Source organism: Streptomyces sp. NRRL F-5755 (assembly GCF_001279365.1).
In the GTDB taxonomy this organism is placed as follows: domain Bacteria; phylum Actinomycetota; class Actinomycetes; order Streptomycetales; family Streptomycetaceae; genus Streptomyces; species Streptomyces rimosus.
In genome coordinates this window covers 51,898-71,631 of sequence record NZ_LGCW01000230.1, presented here as the reverse complement: position 1 = coordinate 71,631, position 19,734 = coordinate 51,898, and the positions used below count along the sequence as shown (strand labels likewise).

Genomic DNA, 19,734 nt, shown 5'->3' with positions numbered 1-19,734 from the left:
CATGGCCGCGGGGAGGCGGGGGGCATCAGGGTGCATTTCGAAGGGCCGGGAAACGGAACATACGCCGCCGCGCCCGCCCGCGCACGCCGTCGGCGGGCAACCGCGCAGGCCACGGGTGACTGTCGGTGGCGTGGTGCAGGATGGGCCGAATGAGTGGGAAAACGGGAGGGCCGCACGGGCCCGGCGGGCCCGGTGGACACGGCGGTGACGGGGTGTGCGAGGAGGGCGGCGGCCCACCGGACCCCGGCGGATCGGAGATCCCCGTGTACGCGGAACGCGTACTGGGAGTCGCCGAGCTGATCCCGCCCGGCCGCGTGATGACGTACGGCGACATCGCCGAGTGGCTCGCGGGGGAGGACCCGCCCGAAGGGTGCCGTGAGGACGACCCGGGGTGGCGGGTGGGCGGCCCGCGCCAGGTCGGCCGGGTGATGGCCCTGTACGGAGGCGCCGTGCCGTGGTGGCGCGTCGTGCGTGCCGACGGCCGCCTGCTGCCCGGCGGCGAGCTGCGCGCGATGGCGCACTACAGAGAGGAGGGCACCCCGCTGCGGGAGGCCGGCCGGTCGGCCGAGGGCCACGTACCGCGCCTCGACCTGCGGCGGGCCCGCTGGGACGGCAGCGATCCGGTGAGCAGGGACTGAGGCGATGAGCGGCTGATCCGGGGCGGACCTCCCGGCGGGTCCGGCCCGCAGCCTGCCCGCCGTCACGGCCGAGCGCGTACCGGCCGACCGGGTGCCGGCCAAGTGCGCACCGGTCGCTCCGTAGAGCGCGGCGGTTCCGGTCCGTCCGTGCGGCATGTCCGGCATGTCCGGCACGCCCGGCCGCCGCGGCGCCGCCTTCCGGCCGGGCCCGTCCGGCACGGACCTCCGCACCCGGGCCCCTGCCCCGGGTACCGTCGTGGGACGCGCTGCGGCTCGTGCGCCGCCTGGCGTAGCGTCGGGCACGGCCCGCACCACCGCCCCGCCGCCCGGCGACCGGCGCGGTGGCCGCACCGGCCGGCGCCGCACCGCAGTGCGCACCACGACCAGCACCTCCTCCCAGGACCGGCGATCCACGTGAGTTCCTCCTTCTCGGCCTCGGCCGTGCCGTCCGCGCAGCCGCGCCGGCGAGCGGCGCGCCGGGATGCCCCCGGCGCGTACCGACTGGTGCGTACCCGGCCGGGACCGGCGGACCCTCCTGCTTTGGACGCACGTCAGCGCGCTGTGGTTGACCACCGCGCCGGGCCGCTGCTGGTGCTCGCGGGCCCCGGTACGGGCAAGACCACGACCCTTGTGGAGGCGGTCGCCCGGCGGGTACGGGACGGCGCCGACCCCGAGCGGCTGCTCGTGCTGACCTTCAGCCGCAAGGCCGCCGTCGAACTGCGGGACCGGATCGCCGCGCGCCTGGGCAGCGCCGCCGCCCCGCAGGCCACCACCTTTCACTCGTACTGCTACGCGCTCGTACGGGCCCACCAGGACGCCGACCTGTTCGCCGACCCGCTGCGCCTGCTGTCCGGCCCCGAGCAGGACCTCGTGGTGCGCGAGCTGCTCGAAGGGCAGGCCGGGCTGGCGGCCGCCGGGCGGGCCAGGGTGCGCTGGCCGGACGAGCTGCGGGCCTGCCTGACGACGCGCGGCTTCGCCGACGAGGTGCGCGCGGTGCTCGCGCGCAGCCGCGAACTGGGACTGGGCCCGGAAGCGCTTGCCGACTTCGCGCGGCGCACCGGGCGGCCCGACTGGGGCGCGGCCGCGGCCTTCCTCGCCGAATACCTGGACGTCCTGGACGCGCAGGGCGTGCTCGACTACGCCGAGCTGGTGCACCGGGCGGTGCTGCTCGCAGAGCGCGACGAGGTCGCCGCGGAGCTGGCAGCGCGCTACGACGCGGTGTTCGTGGACGAGTACCAGGACACGGACGCCTCGCAGATACGGCTGCTGCGCGCGCTGGCCGGCGGCGGCCGTACGCTCGTGGCCTTCGGCGACCCGGACCAGTCGATCTACGCGTTCCGCGGCGCCGACGTCAACGGCATCCTCGACTTCCCGCTGATGTTCCCTCGTACGAGTGGCGATCCGGCCCCCGTGGAGGTCCTCGGCACCTCCCGCCGTTCGGGCGCGGCGGTCCTGGCGGCCACCCGGCGGCTCACGTCCCGTATGCCGCTGACCCGCCTGCCCGCCCGGAAGGTACGGGAGCACCGCGACCTCACGGCCGTACGGGACGGGGGCCGCGTCGAGGTCTACACGTATCCGACGCCGGGCGCCGAGCTGGACAACATCGCCGACATCCTGCGCCGCGCGCACCTGGAGGACGGTGTGCCGTGGCGTGACATGGCCGTCCTCGTACGCGCCGGCGCCCGCTCCATCCCCGGCGTGCGCCGGGCGCTGACCTCGGCCGGCGTCCCCCTGGAGATCGACGGCGACGAGCTGCCGCTGCGCCGGGAACCGGCGGTGGCGCCGCTGCTCACGGCGCTGCGGGTGGCGGCTTCGGCGGTGACTTCGGCGGCGCCCGCGCCCGCCGATGAGGCCCCCGTTGCTGGCGCCCCTGCCGACGAGGCTCCTGCCGACGACGCCCCCGTACCGGCCGGCGGGCCCACCGAGGCGGCGTACGGGCTCTCCACCGAGACGGCCATAGAACTGCTCACCTCCCCCCTCGGCGGGATGGACGCCGCCGATCTGCGCCGCCTGGGCCGGGCGCTGCGCGAGGAGGAGCGGGCGGCCGGACACGACGTACCGCCGCCCTCCGACGAACTGATCGCGCGGGCGCTCGCCGAGCCGGAGCGCCTGGTCGCGCACGATCCGGCGTACGCGCGGGGCGCCCGGCACCTCGGCGAGCTGCTGCGCACCACCCGCGACCTGCTGGCCGCCGGCGGCACCGCCGAGGAAGCCCTGTGGACGCTGTGGGACGGCACGCCCACCTGGTCGCAGCGGCTGGAGCGGACCGCCCGGCGCGGCGGCGCGGCGGCCCGCAACGCCGACCGTGACCTGGACGCCGTGGTGGCGCTGTTCGAGACCGCCGCCCGCGCGGAGGCCCGTACCGGCGGCCGGGGCGCGCTCAACTTCCTGGAGGAGCTGGACGCCCAGGACATCGCCGCCGACACCCTGACCCGCCGGACCGTGCGCCCCGACGCCGTGCGCCTGATGACCGCGCACCGCTCCAAGGGCCTGGAGTGGCGCCTCGTGGTCGTCGCGGGCGTACAGGAAGGGCTCTGGCCGGACCTGCGCCGCCGTGGTTCTCTCCTGGAGGCGGACCGGATCGGCCGGGACGGGCTGGCCGAACCGCTGCCTCCGGGCGCGCTGCTCACCGAGGAGCGCCGGCTGTTCTACGTGGCGGCGACCCGCGCCCGCGACCGCCTGGTGGTCACCGCCGTCAAGGCCGCGTCCGACGACGGCGACCAGCCGTCCCGCTTCCTGACCGAGCTGGGCGTGGAACCGCGGGACGTCACCGGGCGCCCCCGCCGCCCGCTGTCGGTCGCCGCGCTGGTCGCCGAGCTGCGGGCCACCACCGTGGACCCGCAGGCCACTCCGGCGCTGCGCGAGGCTGCGGCGCAGCGCCTGGCGAAGCTGGCCGCGCTGCGCGACGACGACGGCCAGCCGCTGATGCCGGCCGCCCACCCCGACCAGTGGTGGGGCCTGTACGAGCCGACGCACAGCGCCGTGCCGCTGCGCGACCGCGACCGTCCCGTGACGCTCTCCGGCAGCGCGCTGGACCAGCTCGCCAACACCTGCGCGCTTCAGTGGTTCCTCGGGCGCGAGGTGAAGGCGGACACCCCCGCGACCGCCGCCCAGGGCTTCGGCAACGTCGTCCACGTACTCGCCGACGAGGTCGCCTCCGGCCGTACGCCCGCCGACCTGTCCGTCCTGATGGAGCGCCTGGACTCGGTCTGGGACGCGCTCGCCTTCGACGCGCCCTGGAAGTCGCGGCAGGAGAAGGACAACGCGCGCGCCGCCCTGGAGCGCTTCCTGCGCTGGCACGTGATGGAGCGCGCCACGCTGGGCCGCGAGACCGTCGCGACCGAGCACGGCTTCGACGTCACCCTCGAAGCGGGTGAGTACGCGGTCCGCATCCGGGGGAGCATGGACCGCGTCGAGCGGGACGCGGAGGGCCGCGCGTACGTCGTCGACTTCAAGACCGGCAAGCAGAAGCCGACCGGCCCGGAGGTCGCCCGCCACCCGCAGCTCGCGGTGTACCAGCTCGCGGTACGGGAGGGCGCGGTGGACGCCGCCTTCGAGGGGCGGCGGCCGGAGCCGGGCGGCGCGGAACTCGTCCACCTGCGGCTGGGCGCGCCCCAGAAGGAGGGCGGGGACGCGCTGCCCGCCGTGCAGGCGCAGGGACCGATCGACGGCGAGTGGGTGGGGGAGCTGCTGGCCACCGCCGCCGGGCGCGTACTGGAGGAGCGCTTCACGCCCACCACGGGCCAGCACTGCACCCATTGCACGTTCCGCAACTCCTGCTCGGCACTGCCGGAGGGACAGCACGTGGTGGAGTGACGCCGTGGGGCGACACCGGTCTCCCCGCGCCCCACCGGCCCGCTCAGCTGGGTTTTGCCGCGATTGTCAGTGGGGGCCGATACGGTCTCGGATGTGTCAGCGCGTATCACCGACCCCGAGCAGCTCAAGGAGCTCCTCGGCATCCCGTTCACCCCGGAGCAGACGGCCTGCATCACCGCACCGCCCGCCCCGCAGGTCATCGTGGCCGGTGCCGGTTCCGGCAAGACCACGGTCATGGCCGCGCGCGTGGTGTGGCTGGTCGGCACGGGCCAGGTCGCCCCGGAGCAGGTGCTCGGGCTGACGTTCACGAACAAGGCGGCGGGCGAGCTGGCCGAGCGCGTCCGCAAGGCCCTGGCGGCGGCGGGGGTGACGGAGCCGGCCGACCCGTTCGGCGTCCCGTCCCCGGGGGCCGGCGGCCCGGCCGACAGCGTCCCCGGTGAGCCCCGCATCTCGACGTACCACTCCTTCGCGGGCCAGCTCCTCAAGGACCACGGCCTGCGCATCGGCCTGGAGCCCAGTGCCCGCCTGCTCGCCGACGCGACGCGCTTCCAGCTGGCCGCCCGGGTGCTGCGCACCGCGCCGGGCCCGTATCCGGCGCTCACCAAGTCGCTGCCCACCCTTGTGGAGGACCTGCTCGCGCTCGACGGCGAGCTGGCCGAGCATCTGGTCGAGCCGGAGCGGCTGCGCGCGTACGACACCGAGCTGCTGGCCGCTCTGGAGAAGGTCAAGCTCTCCAACGCCGACCTGCGCAAGGTGCCCGAGACGGCCCGCGGCCGCCTGGAGCTGCTGGAGCTGGTCGAGTCGTACCGGGACCAGAAGCGGCGGCGCGAGCTGCTGGACTTCGGCGACCAGATCGCCCTGTCGGCGACGCTCGCGACCACCCGCCCCGAGGTGGGCGCGCTGCTGCGCGAGGAGTTCAGGGTCGTCCTCCTGGACGAGTACCAGGACACCTCCGTGGCCCAGCGGATCATGCTGTCCGGCCTGTTCGGCGGCGGCACGGGCCATGCCGTGACCGCCGTCGGCGATCCCTGCCAGGCCATCTACGGATGGCGCGGCGCCTCCGTCGCCAACCTGGACGACTTCCCCGCCCACTTCCCCTTCGAGGACGGCACCCCGGCCCGCCGCGCCGCCCTCAGCCAGAACCGCCGCAGCGGCGGCCGCCTCCTCGACCTGGCCAACGGCCTCGCCGAGCCGCTGCGCGGCATGCACGAAGGCGTCGAGGCGCTGCGCCCGGCGCCGGGCGCGGAGCGCGACGGCGTGGTGCGCTGCGCGTTGCTGCCCACCCACGCGGAGGAGATGACCTGGCTCGCCGACCGCATCGCCCACCTGGTCGGCACGGGCACCCCGCCCGGCGAGATCGCCGTCCTGTGCCGTACGGCCGGCGACTTCGCCCGTATCCAGGGCGAGCTGGTCGCGCGGGAGATCCCGGTGGAGGTCGTGGGCCTGTCCGGACTGCTGCACCTGCCGGAGATCGCCGACCTGGTGGCGGTGTGCGAGGTCCTCCAGGACCCCACGGCCAGCGCCGCCCTGGTACGGCTCCTGATCGGCCCGCGCTGGCGGATCGGCCCCCGCGACCTGGCCCTCCTGGGCCGCCGCGCGCGGCTGCTCGTCCACCGGGACGGCCAGTCCGGGGACCCCGAACGCCGCCTGGCCGAGGCCGTGGAGGGCGTGGACCCGGCCGAGACGATCTCGCTCGCCGACGCGCTCGACACGTTCCTGGAGTCGGACGGCCACGACGACGGCCTGCCGTTCTCCCCCGAGGCCCGCGTCCGCTTCGCCTACCTGGCGCGCGAACTGCGCGAGCTGCGGCGCTCGCTGGGGGACCCGCTGATGGACGTACTGCACCGGGTGCTGACCGTCACCGGCCTGGAGGTCGAGCTGTCCGCGTCCCCGCGCGCGCTGGCGGCCCGCCGCCGGGAGACCCTGAGCACGTTCCTGGACATCGCGGCCGGGTTCGCCGCCAAGCAGGGCGGCGCCGCCCTGGACGGCGACGCGACGCTGCCGGCCTTCCTGGGCTTCCTGCGCACGGCCGTCCAGCACGAAAAGGGTCTGGACAGCTCCCTGCCGGGCGGCGAGAACACGGTCAAGGTGCTCACCGCCCACAAGTCCAAGGGCCTGGAATGGGACGTGGTCGCCGTCCCCGGCCTGGTCGGCAAGCAGTTCCCCAGCGAGCAGCCCCGCGACTCCTGGCTCACCCAGCCCAAGGTCCTCCCGCACGCCCTCCGTGGCGACGCCGCGACGCTGCCGGACGTGGACGACTGGAGCAGCCGCGGCGTGAAGTCCTTCAAGGAGGCGATGAAGGAGCACCAGTCGGTCGAGGAACTGCGCCTCGGATACGTGACCTTCACCCGCCCGCGCTCCCTGCTGCTCGGCTCCGGCCACTGGTGGGGCCCCGACCAGAAGCGGCCGCGCGGCCCGTCCGCCTTCCTGGAGGCGCTGCGGGCGCACTGCGAGGCGGGCCACGGCGAGATCGAGGAGTGGGCAGAGCCCCCCGAGGAAGGCGCGGAAAACCCGTCGCTCAAGGAGGCCGAAGCCGAGCTGGAGTGGCCGCTGCCGCTCGACGCCGTGGCGACGGAGCGCCGCCGCGCGGCTGCCGCGACCGTACGCGCGTATCTGGACGGGATGACGGCAGCCGCGGACAGCGCGCCGCCGCACGCGACCGCGGCCGACGGGGCGGAGGAGGCCGCCGCGCACGATGCTCCGCATCCGGCGGCGGGGGATGCCACGGTGCCCGGTCAGGCCCCGCCCGCCCGCAGCCCGGAGTGGCCTCCGCCCGAGGACGATCCGTACGGCGACATCGGCGCCCACGGTTACGGCGAAGCCGACGCGTATGCCGTCGAGGACGACCACGGGCCCGGGGCCGCGCACGACCTCGCCGACTGGGACGCCTGGAGCGCCGAGCGCCCCGCGCGTAAGCGCGCCCATGTACCGGCCCAGGCCCCCGCCCCGGAAGCACCGCCGCAGCACGCCTCCGAGCCGGTCCCCGGCCCCGGGGCGGCCCCGGACCGCGGCCCTGAAACACCCGCCCTCCTCCCCGAGGAGCACCGCACCGTCGCCTCCTGGGACCGCGATCTCGACGCGCTCGCCGACGAGCTGCGCCGGGCCCGTGCGACCGTCCGGGACGTGCCCCTGCCGTCCTCGCTCAGCGCCTCGCAGCTCCTGTGGCTGGCCGCCGATCCGGACGGCTTCACCCGGGAACTGGCGCGGCCCATGCCGCACCCGCCCCGCCCCGCCGCCCGTCGCGGTACGCGCTTCCACGCCTGGGTCGAGTCCCGCTTCGAGGAGCTGACGCTGCCCGTGCTCGGACCGGACGAGCTGCCGGGCGGTGCGTACGGCCATGAGGCGCGCGCCCAGGACGCCGCCGGGGAGGCGGAGCCGATCGCCGACGAGGCCGACCTCGAAGCCCTCAAGGAGGCGTTCGCCCGCACCCCGTACGCCCGGCGCACCCCGTACCGCATCGAGGTCCCCGTACAGCTCACTCTCGCGGGTCGGGTGGTGCGCGGCCGTATCGACGCCGTCTACCGCACCCGCGGCCCGGAGGGCGACCGGTACGAAATCATCGACTGGAAGACCCACCACGCACAGACCGCCGACCCGCTGCAACTGGCCCTCTACCGGGTGGCCTGGGCCGAGCAGCACGGCCTGCCCCTGTCCGCCGTGGACGCCGCGTTCCTGTACGTACGCAGCGGCGAGACCGTCCGTCCGCAGCGGCTGCCCGACCGGGCCGGGCTGGAGCGCATCCTGCTCGGCGAGCACGACCGGGCCGCCGGCGAGGAGGACGGAGGGGGAGGAGGCCGGAGGTGACAAGATCGACGAGACCGGCGGCGGAGCACGCCCGCGCGCCGGATAGGCTCGGACACATGAGCACCACCTCGGACAGCGCCGTCCGCGCGTACATCAACGTCCACCGCGAAGAATTCCTCGACGATCTCGCCGCCTGGCTGCGCATCCCCTCCGTGTCCGCGGACCCGGAGCGCGCCGGCGACGTGCGCCGCAGCGCCGAGTGGCTGGCCGGCCGGCTCACCGCGACCGGCTTCCCGACCGCCGAGATCTGGGAGACGGACGGTGCTCCCGCGGTCTTCGCCGAGTGGCCCTCCGGGGACCCGACGGCCCCCACCGTCCTCGTGTACGGCCACCACGACGTGCAGCCCGCCGCCCGCGAGGACGGCTGGCACACCGACCCGTTCGAGCCGCAGACCGTCGACGGCAAGCTGTACGCCCGCGGCGCCGCCGACGACAAGGGCCAGGTGTTCTTCCACACCCTCGGCGTGCGCGCCCACCTGGCCGCGACCGGCCGCACCGCGCCCGCCGTCAACCTCAAGCTCCTCATCGAGGGCGAGGAGGAGTCCGGCTCCCCGAACTTCCCGGCCCTGATCACCAAGCACGCCGACCGCCTGGCCTGCGACGCGGTGATCGTCTCCGACACCGGCATGTGGTCCAAGGACACCCCCACCGTCTGCACGGGCATGCGCGGCCTCACCGACTGCCAGATCGACCTGTACGGCCCCGACCAGGACATCCACTCCGGCTCCTTCGGCGGCGCGGTGCCCAACCCCGCCACCGAGGCCGCCCGCCTGGCCGCCGCCCTGCACGACGAGGACCGCCGGGTGGCGATCCCCGGCTTCTACGACGGCGTCGTGGAGCTGACCGACCGCGAGCGCGAGCTCTTCGCCGAGCTGCCCTTCGACGAGGCCGGCTGGCTGCGCACGGCCCACTCCCACGCCGCGCTCGGCGAGGCCGGGCACAGCACCCTGGAGCGCATCTGGGCCCGCCCGACGGCCGAGGTCAACGGCATCGGCGGCGGCTATCAGGGCCCCGGCGGCAAGACCATCGTGCCGTCCGCCGCGCAGCTGAAGCTGTCCTTCCGCCTGGTGGCGGGCCAGGACGCGGCGGCCGTCCAGCAGTCCGTACGGGACTGGGTCGCCGCCCGCCTCCCCGACGGCATCCGCCACGAGATCACCTTCTGGGGTGCCACCCGCCCCTGCCTGACCCCGCTCGACCACCCCGCCCTCCAGTCCGTCGTACGGGCCATGGGCCGCGCCTTCAACCAGAAGATCCGCTTCACCCGCGAGGGCGGCTCGGGTCCCGCCGCCGACCTCCAGGACGTCCTCGGCGTCCCGGTCCTCTTCCTCGGCATATCCATCCCCTCGGACGGCTGGCACGCCCCGAACGAGAAGGTCGAACTGGACCTGCTGATGAAGGGCGTCGAAACCGCCGCGCACCTGTGGGGCGACCTGGCGGAGAACTGGCGCGTGGCTTGACCGGTGACCGCGCCGCGACGGCGCCCGTGCCCGTGACCCGGACGGCGCGACGCGTGACCGGGCCGGCGGGTGTGTGCGGGGGCGTGCCCGTACCGCCGCGTCGGCTGTACGGCTGCCCGTACGGCTTCCACGACCGCCCGTACGGCCGTACCGCCATGCGCACGGACCGTACCGCCGCCCGCCCGGCGCCCGTACGGGGCGAGCACGGCACGCCCGGCAAGACCGCCACGCCCGGCAAGCACGGCCACCACCGCAATCACCCACGCCATAGGGGGAGTTGGAAACCGCAGTGACCACCTGGACCGACCACAGCGCCGACCGGCCGATCACCTTCAGCGCGCCGAGCGGCATCGACCGCGCCGCCCACCACCGCCTCGACGAGGCATGGCTCGCGGCGGCCTGGAGCCACCCGACGACGCGCGTCTTCGTGGTCTCCGGCGGCCAGGCACTCGTCGACGACACCCCGGACGGGCGTACGGAACTGGTCATGACGCCCTCCTTCGAGGCGCCGCTCACCGAGACCCACCGCTACTTCCTCGGTACCGACGAGGACGGCGTGCGCTACTTCGCGCTCCAGAAGGACGCGCTGCCGGGCCGCATGGACCAGTCCGCGCGCCCCGCCGGCCTCCGCGAGGCGGGCCTGCTGCTCTCGCCGCGCGACGCCGGCCTGCTCGTCCACGCCGTCGCCCTGGAGAACTGGCAGCGCCTGCACCGCTTCTGCTCGCGCTGCGGCGAACGCACCGTGATCGCCGCGGCGGGCCACATCCGCCGCTGCCCCGCCTGCGGCGCCGAGCACTACCCGCGCACCGACCCCGCCGTGATCATGCTCGTCACGGACGAGGAGGACCGCGCCCTGCTCGGCCGCCAGGTCCACTGGCCCGAAGGCCGCTTCTCCACCCTGGCGGGCTTCGTGGAGCCCGGCGAATCCATCGAGCAGTCGGTGGCCCGCGAGGTCCACGAAGAGGCGGGCGTGGTCGTCGGCGACGTCGAATACGTCGCCAGCCAGCCCTGGCCGTTCCCCTCCAGCCTGATGCTCGGCTTCATGGCCCGCGCCACGTCTTCCGAGATCCAGGTCGACGGCGAGGAGATCGAAGAGGCCCGCTGGTTCTCCCGCGAAGACCTGAAGGCCGCCTTCGAATCCGGCGAGGTCCTCCCTCCGTACGGCATCTCCATCGCCGCCCGCCTGATCGAGATGTGGTACGGAAAGCCGCTGCCGAAGCCGTAACGACGACGGGACCGGGGCCTGGCCGGGCCCCGGCCGTTTCCCCCGCCGGACGGCTGCCTCCCTACTGCCTGCCCTTGGCTACACAGAGCGCACAGGGAAACGGACACGGCGGAACCGCGTCCCCGCCCCTCACGACGGCAACGGAACCTCCCGCCGGTGCGCCTCCCGCATATGCCGCCGATACCGCACCCGGGCGTCCACCTCCATCGACTGGTCCCGGCTTTTTCGTCCTTCGGCTTCAAGGGCCTTCAGCAGCTCGCACTCTTCGCACCCGTCCGTCGGATTTTCTGTCATGCCGACACGATCGGTCCGTACGGGGCTCCCGCCCAGTGGCATCCGTAGGGGCAAGCTCCGGAGCCCTGCCCTTTTGTTCTCCCGGAGCGGGTGCGCAGGAGCATCATGGCCCCATGCCCATCGGGGATCTGGTCAGAAATCTGCGCAAGGCCCGCGGCTGGAGCCAGGGACGCTTGGTGTCGGAGATCAACAAGGCGTTCGGTACGGGGCTGACCCGGGAGTATGTGAGCCGCTGGGAGTGTTCCAAGGTCGCGCCGGGGGCCTATCACCTCCGACACCTGTCAGCCGTCCTGGACGTTCCTCTGGCCACCCTTGAGGGCGAAGTGGACCGGCGTACCTTCATCAGTGACGTGGCCGCCACCGCGATAGCTCCCGTGGTGGCTTCGGATCTGCTCAGCGCGGGGTTCGCCGCGCGCCTGCGGGGCGGCCCGACGGCGGAACACTGGGAAGCCACACTGGCCACGTACGGCACCGATTACATGTCGATGGGGGCCGCGGACATCCAGCGCCGCGTGGCCGGCGAACTCGTCGTCGTGCAACAACAGCTCGACGACCCCCGACTGTGGTCGGTGGCCGCGCGGCTCATGACCTTGTACGCCAAGACGTTCCCCGGCTCGGACGGCTCCAGGGCCGTCTCGTGGTACGGCATGGCCGCCAGGGCCGCCGACCGGTCAGGTGACGAACGAGCCCGCGTATGGGTGCGCGGTCGGGCCGCGATCGCCCTCGGGTACGAGGGCGCTTCCCTGGGCGTCGCCGACATACTGGCGGACCAGGCCATGGCCATCTCCGACAAGCCGTCTCTCGGGCTCGTGAACGCCGTGATGGGGAAAGCCCACGCGGCGGCTGTCCGTGGCGACAGAGCGACTGCCGAATACCTCGCCGACCAAGGCCGTCGCCTCTTCGACCGTGTCGGTAGCCACGAGCAGACGTCCGACTACGCGGTCCCCTGGTGGCGGATGAACGTCTTCCTGTCCCTGCTGCTCGCCAGGGTGGGGGACGAGAAAAAGGCGGTCGAGGCCCAGGAGCAGGCGCGCAGCGAGCTTCCGGCGAGCCTGCCGAGGTTCGCGACGCACCTGGAGATGCACCGGGGACTGATGCTGGCCCGGTCCGGCGACCGCGCCGGGGGCACGGCCTACGCCGAGGCGGCCCTGGACCGGCTGCCGCCCGCGAAGCACTCGCTCACGCTGCGGATGCTCATGGAGGAGGTCAGGGCCTGACGCGGAAGCCGGTCCGGGCACGACGAAACCCCCGGCCGCCACGACCGGGGGGTCCGTCCGTGTGGCCAGGGGCTTCGCCCGTGTATCCGGGGGCCGCCCGCGTAACCGGAGGCTCGGCCCGAGCCCCGGGGATCAGGCCCCCAGGGCCTGCTTGACCTGGGCCAGGGACGGGTTCGTCAGAGTGGAGCCGTCGGGGAAGAGGACCGTGGGGACGGTCTGGTTGCCGCCGTTGGCCTTTTCGACGAAGGCGGCGGACTCGGGGTCCTGCTCGATGTTGATCTCGGTGTACGCGATTCCCTCGCGGTCCATCTGGCTCTTCAGCCGGCGGCAGTAGCCGCACCAGGTGGTGCTGTACATCGTCACAGTGCCCGCCATGGGTCCTCGCGCTCCTTCAAGCTCGGCGTGTTTGCAGTAGGGGAACGTCCGCCCGACCGGGACCATTCCCGTCCGTACCGGACCGCTTCCGCACGCGTACGGTTCCGTATCGGCACGCGTACGGCTGCGCATCCGTAGACGCGCGTATGCGTATGACCACGCAGCGGCGGCTGTGGACAACTTTCCCGGCTGTCCCCGCCGACCTGGCAGCATTGCGGTGTGACAGCAGCATCGGACTCCACTCTCTTCCCGCAGGCGGCCGCGACCCAGTTCCCGGCCACGCCCGAGGGTGCCGACGCGGTGCTCGACGGCCTCGACCCCGAGCAGCGCGAGGTCGCCACGGCCCTGCACGGCCCCGTGTGCGTCCTGGCGGGCGCCGGGACGGGCAAGACCCGCGCGATCACCCACCGGATCGCGTACGGCGTCCGTGCGGGCATCCTGCAGCCCGGCACGGTGCTCGCCGTCACGTTCACCGCCCGCGCGGCGGGGGAGATGCGCGGGCGGCTGCGCCAGCTCGGCGCGGGCGGCGTCCAGGCCCGTACGTTCCACTCCGCCGCCCTGCGCCAGCTCCAGTACTTCTGGCCCAAGGCGGTCGGCGGCGAGCTGCCCCGGCTCGTGGAGCGCAAGGTCCAGCTGGTCGCCGAGGCCGCCGCCCGCTGCCGCATCCGCCTGGACCGCAACGAGCTGCGCGACGTCACCAGCGAGATCGAGTGGTCCAAGGTCACCCAGACCGTGCCCGCCGATTACCCGGCCGCCGTCCACAAGGCGGGCCGCGAGGCCCCCCGCGACCCGGCCGAGATCGGGCAGATCTACGGGACGTACGAGCAGCTCAAGCGCGACCGGGGGACCATCGACTTCGAGGACGTCCTGCTGCTGACCGTCGGCGTCCTCCAGGACCGGCACGACATCGCCGAGCAGGTCCGTGCCCAGTACCAGCACTTCGTCGTGGACGAGTACCAGGACGTCAGCCCGCTCCAGCAGCGGCTGCTCGACCTGTGGCTCGGCGACCGGGACAACCTCTGCGTCGTCGGCGACGCCAGCCAGACGATCTACAGCTTCACCGGCGCCACCCCCGACCACCTGCTGAACTTCCGCACCCGCCATCCGAACGCGACGGTCGTCAAGCTGGTCCGCGACTACCGCTCCACCCCCCAGGTCGTGCACCTCGCCAACGGCCTCCTGTCGCAGGCGCGCGGCCGCGCCGCCGAACACCGCCTGGAGCTGATCTCGCAGCGGGCCCCGGGCCCCGAGCCGACGTACGTCGAGTACGGGGACGAGCCCGCCGAGGCCGAGGGAACCGCCCGCCGCATCCGCGACCTGATCGCCTCCGGCGTCCCGGCGAGTGAGATAGCGGTTCTCTTCCGCATCAACGCCCAGTCCGAGGTCTACGAGCAGGCCCTCGCCGACCTCGGCGTGCCGTACCAGCTGCGCGGTGCCGAGCGCTTCTTCGAGCGGCCCGAGGTGCGCGAGGCAGGCGTCAAGCTGCGCGGCGCCGCCCGCTTCGGCGCCAACGACGCGCTCCTCGACGACGCCATGGACCTCCCGTCCGAGGTGCGGGCGGTGCTCAGCGACATGGGCTGGACGAGCACGCCACCGGCCGGCTCCGGCGCCGTACGGGACCGCTGGGAGTCGCTGGCCGCCCTGGTCCGCCTCGCCGAGGAGTTCGCCGCGGCCCGGCCGGCGGCCACCCTCGCCGACCTGGTCGCCGAGCTGGACGAGCGGGCCAACGCCCAGCACGCGCCGACGGTCGACGGTGTGACGCTCGCCTCGTTCCACGCGGCCAAGGGCCTGGAGTGGGACGCCGTCTTCCTGGTCGGCCTGACCGAGGGCATGATGCCGATCACCTACGCCAAGACCGACGAGCAGGTGGAGGAAGAGCGCCGCCTGCTGTACGTCGGCGTGACCCGGGCCCGGCACCACCTGGGCCTGTCGTGGTCCCTGTCCCGCTCTCCCGGTGGCCGCGCGGTCCGCCGCCCCAGCCGCTTCCTGGACGGCCTGCGGCCCGGCTCGGGCGCCGCCGGACGCCGTACGGCGGCAGCCGTCGCGGGCGGCATCGAGCGGGGCGGCGGCAGCGTCCGGGGCGTGAGCAGGCGCCGCGACCGTTCCCCGGCCCGCTGCCGGGTCTGCGGCAAGACGCTGACCGACGCGGGCGAGATGAAGCTCATGCGCTGCGACGACTGCCCCAGCGAGCTCGACGAGGCGCTGTACGAGCGGCTGCGCGACTGGCGGGCCGGGCAGGCGCGGCAGCTGGGCCAGCCCGCGTACTGCGTCTTCACGGACAAGACCCTGATGGCGATCGCCGAGGCCGTACCGGGAACCGAAGGGGAGCTCGCGGTCATCCCTGGTGTGGGGGGACGCAAGCTCGGCAGGTTCGGAGCCGACGTCCTCGCACTGTGCGCGGGTGAGGAGCTGGTTCCGGCGGTGGACGGGCCCTCGCCGGACGATCTTCCGGAGGGCGGTGCAAGAAGCTCCGGAAAGTCGTCAGAAAAATAGTTTGCGCGCGCGGAGCGCATCCCCATAGCCTTCACAGGCACGAGGACAACGGGCCTTTCGGGATCCGCTGGATTCGTGTTGTACTGAACAAGCTCGGACCGGGTTCTCCGGTCCCCCGAGACGCCGAGAGGAGGCGAGACCAGTGATCAGCTTCATGACGAACCAGAAAATGACCGATCGTTCGGTCGTCGCCGCCTGCACCCTTGGCGCCTCGCTGCAGGGCACCGGTCTGTCCGGCTCCGGCCGGCTGTCCGGTCTCGAGGTCTCCCGTGCCGCTTCCCTGGCGATCCTGCCGGAGGCGAAGCGTGACGAGCGACCGACCCAGGCACCCGCAGTAGTGGCAGCGGCACCGGCAGCGAACGCGCATGCCTTTGCCGGCGCGGCGACCAACGGTGCCGAATCCCGGAAGCAGTACCAGACGCAGCAGGACACGTGGGCCCACCGCGGGCACGAACCCTGGAGAGATCCAGCCTGATCGGCATGATCAGGTCGGCACCTTCCAGGGCCGCGGAACCCACACCGGGATCCGCGGCCCTTTTGTTTTACCCAAGCGCCCGGCCACCAGCCGGGCCGAACAGACGAGGAACACACCACCGTGCAACTCCAGACGCACACCCCGTCCGTCGCCACCGACCTGATCCCTCCGCCCGACTCCCAGGAGAACCCTTTGCTGCCCCTCACCGAGCTCGACGACGAGATCGACCGCCTCGGCGCCGCCGTGCCGTGCCGTACCTACGACCCGGAGGTCTTCTTCGCCGAGACCCCGGCCGACGTGGAGTACGCCAAGTCCCTGTGCCAGACCTGTCCGGTGCGCGAGGCGTGTCTCGCCGGCGCCAAGGACCGTCGTGAGCCGTGGGGCGTCTGGGGCGGCGAACTCTTCGTCCAGGGCGTCGTGGTGCCCCGCAAGCGTCCGCGTGGCCGTCCGCGCAAGAACCCGGTCGCGGCATGAACCTCAGCGGCGCGTACACCAGCGGCACCGGAACGATCGACCGTCCCGCCCAGCGGGACCCCCAGAAGCAGGACCCGATGAACCCCACCCTCACCGACACCACCGCACCCGCGAACTCCGGCGCGATCGAGTCGCGCCAGAACAGGACCCTCGAAATGCAACTCATCCCAGAAGCCCTGGCTCGTGCGCAAATGCAAGAGCGCTTGCAGGAGGCCGAGTCCGAACGCAGGGCCCAGCGCCTCGCCGCGGCCCGGCGCATGCAGCGCCGTGCCGAGCGGGCGTCGCTGCGCGCCCGGCGCGCCTTGGCCATGGCCGTGATGCAGTGAGCCACCGGCGGCCCGGCGCGCGTACCGTGCCGGGCCGCCCGGCGGTGTCACCACCGCATCACGCGGCCACCGCGATAACACGCACCTCAGGGGCTGTCCAACTGGGCGGCCCCTGAGGGCGTTGTGCCCCCTTTACCGGCGGTGCCGGGGATATTGTCGGCTGATGAACCAGAAGACGTATGAACAGGCGGAGTTGGCGACCGGTGACACGGTGTGCGTCCGGTGCGGTGCCGTGGCCGAGGGCGCCGCGCCGACCTGGACCTGCACCATCGTCAACGGCACCCGCCAGCACCTCTGCGACACCTGCACCCGCGCCTGCCTCCGCACCATCGAGTCCCACCTGGACCCGGTCGCCGCGAGATGAGCGGCTCGCCGCGCGGTGCGGAGGGGCGGCACGGTCGCGTCAGGCCGTGGTCTCCTCCGCCGTGGACCGGGGCTGTTCCGGTACGGACGGCGCGGTGTCGGCCGGGGTGAAGCCCGGGAGCCAGGACTCCAGCTCGTCGCGCAGTCGGACGGTGGCGCCGAGCTGGCACAGGACACCGATCGTGCTCAGCGTCACGCGGTGTATGAGGAGGTAGGACGGGGGCAGATTGAGCTGGCGGCCGAGCTGGTAGGCGGGGGAGCGGGGATCGGCGATGCGCGCGGCCTGGGTGCGCATCCAGGAGCGGGTGAAGGTGAAGGCGTCCGCCTGGGCCGGTTCGATGATCGGGAGCAGATAGTCCAGCACCGCATCGGGGTCCAGCTCGATGGACTCCTTGACGAAGCCCTCCTCGCACAGCAGCTCGTAGACCGCCTCGGCCTCGCCGTCGAGCGTCATCCGCAGTGAGGTGCCGATCGTGGACGGCAGGCCGTCCGGCAGGCGGTCGACCGTGCCGAAGTCCAGCACGCCCAGCCGCCACTTCTCCGGCGGCCCTTCGGGGGCGTCACCGGTCAGCAGGCGGAAGTTCCCCGGGTGTGGGTCGGCGTGCAGCAGGCCCGTACGCGCGGTGCCCGAGAAGAGGAAGCGGGCCAGGAGCTGCCCGGCCCGGTCGCGCTCCTCCTCGGTGCCGTCGGCGATGACCTCCGACAGGGGGACGCCGTCCATCCACTCGGTCACCAGCACCTGGTCGCCCTGGTGGATCACCGCGGGCACCAGGACGTCCGGATCGTCGGCGAACTCCTCGGCGTGCGCCTGCTGGGCCTCGGCCTCCAGGGCGTAGTCCAGCTCCTCGGAGACCCGGTCGCGCAGCTCGGAGATCAGCGGCTTGATGTCCATGCCGGGGATCAGCGGACCGAGCAGCCGGGCGAACCGGCCGAGTTGGGACAGATCGGAGAGCAGGGCCGCGCCCGCCCCCGGATACTGGACCTTGACGGCCACCTCGCGGCCGTCGTGCCAGACCGCGCGGTGCACCTGCCCGATCGAGGCGGCGGCCGACGGCTTGTCGTCGAACTCCGTGAACAGCTCGCGCCAGTCCTCGCCGAGCCGCTCCGCCAGCACCTTGTGCACCGTGTCCGTGGGCATCGGCGGCGCGGCTTCCTGGAGTTTGGTGAGCGCGGCGCGGTACGGGCCGGCGATCTCCTCCGGCAGCGCCGACTCGAAGACGGACAGCGCCTGCCCGAACTTCATGGCGCCGCCCTTCAGCTCGCCGAGCACCCGGAAGAGCTGTTCGGCGGTCCGCTGCTGGAGCTCACGGCCGACGAGGTCCGCCGACCTGCCCCCGATCCGCTTGCCCAGCCCCCAGGTGGCACGGCCGGCGAATCCCAGTGGCAGCGCGGCCAGCTTGGCGGTGCGGGTGACCGCCTTGCGGGGAAGATCTGACATTCGCCCCTCCAACTCACACTGTCCCCAACCGGGGTTACTCCGCCATTGTTACGTGTCGCCGACGCGGTTCCGAGGCACCCGTGGCGCCGGCCGGTCCCGCCGCACCGCAGCCGCACTCCGGATGCGGCGCGATCCGGGTCGTCCGCCAGTCCGCGCACGGCAGCGCGATCTCCATCCGGGCCCCGGTGCAGGGTGGCAACTGGCCGTCCAGGAACGCCAGCGCCTGTACGGCCGCCAGCCCCGCCACCGTCGTCGCCAGCGCAGCGTCGCACGCCGGCACGGCCGGCGCCCCGCGCCCCGAGCGCCACTGGGCGAGCAGCCGCGGCCAGGCGGGTTCCGCGTCCGTACGCCGCAGCTCCAGGCAGCCCGCGCAGGAGGAGCCGCCCGGCAGGACCAGCGGGCCCACCACACCCGTGCCTTCGATCACTCCGGCGAACAGGTGCGGGATGCCCGCGGACAGGAAGGGCTCGACCAGGACCGGGTCGGGAGCATAGGCGGCGAGGCCGTCGCGCGGTGTGATCACGACGAGCGCGAGACCCGGCTCGCCCGCTTCCGAGGGCGTCTCGCCGGCGCGGTTCCCGCGCGACCAGGGCGAGGCACGGTGCACCACGCTGCGCGCGGCGGTGTCGCGCCGTATGCCGATGTGCTCCGCTCGCACGCCGCCCGGCAGCGCGTCCCACGGCTCGACCTTCCCGCCGTCCTGCACCTCCACCCGCCCGATGCCCGCCGCCGAGAGCAGCGCCGCGACCGAGGCCCCCACCCGCCCCGCGCCGCGCACCCGCGCTCGTACGGCGCGGCGCGCTCCCATGCGCTCCAGTCCGCCCGCGGCCTCGGGATGCCGCACCGACAGCGACGCGAGATCCGCCCGCAGCCGCCCGAAGGCCGCGGCGTCCGACCGCACCGCCTCGGCCGCCGGACCGCCCGCCGACGGCGTGTCCAACAGCCCCGCCCGCCCCAGCCGCTCCACCGTCCGCCGCGCACGCTCGGCGGACAGCCCCAGCGACTCGGCCGCTTCCGCCAGCTGACCGAGGCTGCGCGTGCCGTCGATCAAGGCCAGAAAGCTGCCCGTCGCGGTGTCCACAGGCCCCAGTTCCACCGCGTGCGCCGGGGTCACCCCGAACCGCACCGTCTCCCGGTCCCGCCAGCCGCGCCGCAGCGCGGGCTTCAACATCGGATGCATGAATCCGTCCCCCGTCGATCGGATCTCGTCCAGCACCGTCAGCATGCCCCGGCCGCCGGACGGGCATCGGAAGTTGTCCACAGCCGGCGGGCAATAGTCGTACAAGCCATGACCACCTCTGGGTGTTTCGGCCGCACGGCAGAACCGGGAGGCGGGACT

At 73.7% G+C, this 19,734-nt stretch carries 15 protein-coding genes; 12 read left to right on the top strand and 3 right to left on the bottom strand.

Features of this window, described 5'->3' with window-relative positions:
* The first annotated feature begins 149 nt into the window (after positions 1 to 149).
* The 7 genes from ADK86_RS19190 to ADK86_RS19160 all read left to right on the top strand — a co-directional run bounded on the left by ADK86_RS19190 (position 150) and on the right by ADK86_RS19160 (position 12,451).
* Positions 150 to 638, top strand: coding sequence for an MGMT family protein (locus ADK86_RS19190; protein ID WP_420718864.1), 489 nt, complete (start codon positions 150 to 152; stop codon positions 636 to 638).
* Positions 639 to 1,079: 441 nt separating this feature from the next.
* The gene (locus ADK86_RS19185; protein ID WP_078952114.1) at positions 1,080 to 4,454 is read left to right on the top strand and encodes an ATP-dependent helicase; all 3,375 of its coding nucleotides are present in this window, start codon (positions 1,080 to 1,082) and stop codon (positions 4,452 to 4,454) included.
* A gap of 93 nt (positions 4,455 to 4,547) precedes the next feature.
* On the top strand, positions 4,548 to 8,258 hold the full coding sequence (locus tag ADK86_RS19180) for an ATP-dependent DNA helicase (RefSeq protein WP_053697660.1): 3,711 nt from the start codon (positions 4,548 to 4,550) through the stop codon (positions 8,256 to 8,258).
* Between the two features lie 56 nt (positions 8,259 to 8,314).
* Positions 8,315 to 9,715, top strand: coding sequence for a dipeptidase (locus tag ADK86_RS19175; protein ID WP_053697659.1), 1,401 nt, complete (start codon positions 8,315 to 8,317; stop codon positions 9,713 to 9,715).
* A gap of 83 nt (positions 9,716 to 9,798) precedes the next feature.
* Positions 9,799 to 10,008, top strand: a complete 210-nt coding sequence (locus tag ADK86_RS19170) for a hypothetical protein (RefSeq protein ID WP_159393888.1) — start codon at positions 9,799 to 9,801, stop codon at positions 10,006 to 10,008.
* Entirely contained in the window at positions 10,005 to 10,940 is a 936-nt protein-coding gene (gene nudC / locus ADK86_RS19165; RefSeq protein ID WP_030587310.1) for an NAD(+) diphosphatase, read from the top strand. The genes ADK86_RS19170 and nudC overlap by 4 nt, the downstream gene beginning before the upstream one ends.
* A 407-nt stretch (positions 10,941 to 11,347) precedes the next feature.
* Entirely contained in the window at positions 11,348 to 12,451 is a 1,104-nt protein-coding gene (locus ADK86_RS19160) for a helix-turn-helix domain-containing protein (protein ID WP_053697657.1), read from the top strand.
* 132 nt (positions 12,452 to 12,583) lie between these two features.
* On the opposite strand, the gene ADK86_RS19155 is transcribed toward ADK86_RS19160, so the two are convergent.
* Positions 12,584 to 12,826, bottom strand: coding sequence for a mycoredoxin (locus ADK86_RS19155; protein ID WP_003984436.1), 243 nt, complete (start codon positions 12,824 to 12,826; stop codon positions 12,584 to 12,586).
* Between the two features lie 219 nt (positions 12,827 to 13,045).
* Between ADK86_RS19155 and ADK86_RS19150 the strand changes: the two genes are divergently transcribed.
* The 5 genes from ADK86_RS19150 to ADK86_RS19130 all read left to right on the top strand — a co-directional run bounded on the left by ADK86_RS19150 (position 13,046) and on the right by ADK86_RS19130 (position 16,958).
* A complete protein-coding gene (locus ADK86_RS19150) occupies positions 13,046 to 15,319 on the top strand; it encodes an ATP-dependent DNA helicase UvrD2 (RefSeq protein WP_078952110.1) in 2,274 nt (757 codons plus the stop codon).
* A 142-nt stretch (positions 15,320 to 15,461) separates the two neighbouring features.
* A complete protein-coding gene (locus ADK86_RS43180) occupies positions 15,462 to 15,794 on the top strand; it encodes a hypothetical protein (protein ID WP_053697655.1) in 333 nt (110 codons plus the stop codon).
* A 120-nt stretch (positions 15,795 to 15,914) separates the two neighbouring features.
* On the top strand, positions 15,915 to 16,268 hold the full coding sequence (locus tag ADK86_RS19140; RefSeq protein ID WP_030587324.1) for a WhiB family transcriptional regulator: 354 nt from the start codon (positions 15,915 to 15,917) through the stop codon (positions 16,266 to 16,268).
* Entirely contained in the window at positions 16,265 to 16,594 is a 330-nt protein-coding gene (locus ADK86_RS19135) for a hypothetical protein (protein WP_003984432.1), read from the top strand. The genes ADK86_RS19140 and ADK86_RS19135 overlap by 4 nt, the downstream gene beginning before the upstream one ends.
* 163 nt (positions 16,595 to 16,757) lie before the next feature.
* The gene (locus ADK86_RS19130; protein WP_053697654.1) at positions 16,758 to 16,958 is read left to right on the top strand and encodes a hypothetical protein; all 201 of its coding nucleotides are present in this window, start codon (positions 16,758 to 16,760) and stop codon (positions 16,956 to 16,958) included.
* Positions 16,959 to 16,997: 39 nt separating this feature from the next.
* Here the strand turns inward: ADK86_RS19130 and ADK86_RS19125 are convergent, their stop codons facing one another.
* Positions 16,998 to 18,395 (bottom strand): ABC1 kinase family protein, encoded by a 1,398-nt coding sequence (locus ADK86_RS19125; RefSeq protein ID WP_053697653.1) that lies wholly within the window; start codon positions 18,393 to 18,395, stop codon positions 16,998 to 17,000.
* A gap of 34 nt (positions 18,396 to 18,429) precedes the next feature.
* Positions 18,430 to 19,575 carry a TOMM precursor leader peptide-binding protein gene (locus tag ADK86_RS19120; RefSeq protein ID WP_159393887.1) on the bottom strand — a complete coding sequence of 382 codons (1,146 nt, stop codon included), beginning with the start codon at positions 19,573 to 19,575 and terminating at the stop codon, positions 18,430 to 18,432.
* Between the last annotated feature and the right edge of the window lie 159 nt (positions 19,576 to 19,734).

What these genes read in the sequence shown, in the direction of transcription:
- ADK86_RS19135 (WP_003984432.1), top strand. Translation starts at nt 16,265, where the DNA reads ATGAACCTCAGCGGCGCGTACACCAGCGGCACCGGAACGATCGACCGT.
- ADK86_RS19160 (WP_053697657.1), top strand. Translation starts at nt 11,348, where the DNA reads ATGCCCATCGGGGATCTGGTCAGAAATCTGCGCAAGGCCCGCGGCTGG.
- ADK86_RS19175 (WP_053697659.1), top strand. Translation starts at nt 8,315, where the DNA reads ATGAGCACCACCTCGGACAGCGCCGTCCGCGCGTACATCAACGTCCAC.
- ADK86_RS19130 (WP_053697654.1), top strand. Translation starts at nt 16,758, where the DNA reads ATGAACCAGAAGACGTATGAACAGGCGGAGTTGGCGACCGGTGACACG.
- ADK86_RS19125 (WP_053697653.1), bottom strand. Translation starts at nt 18,395, where the DNA reads ATGTCAGATCTTCCCCGCAAGGCGGTCACCCGCACCGCCAAGCTGGCC.
- ADK86_RS19120 (WP_159393887.1), bottom strand. Translation starts at nt 19,575, where the DNA reads ATGCATCCGATGTTGAAGCCCGCGCTGCGGCGCGGCTGGCGGGACCGG.
- ADK86_RS19190 (WP_420718864.1), top strand. Translation starts at nt 150, where the DNA reads ATGAGTGGGAAAACGGGAGGGCCGCACGGGCCCGGCGGGCCCGGTGGA.
- ADK86_RS19155 (WP_003984436.1), bottom strand. Translation starts at nt 12,826, where the DNA reads ATGGCGGGCACTGTGACGATGTACAGCACCACCTGGTGCGGCTACTGC.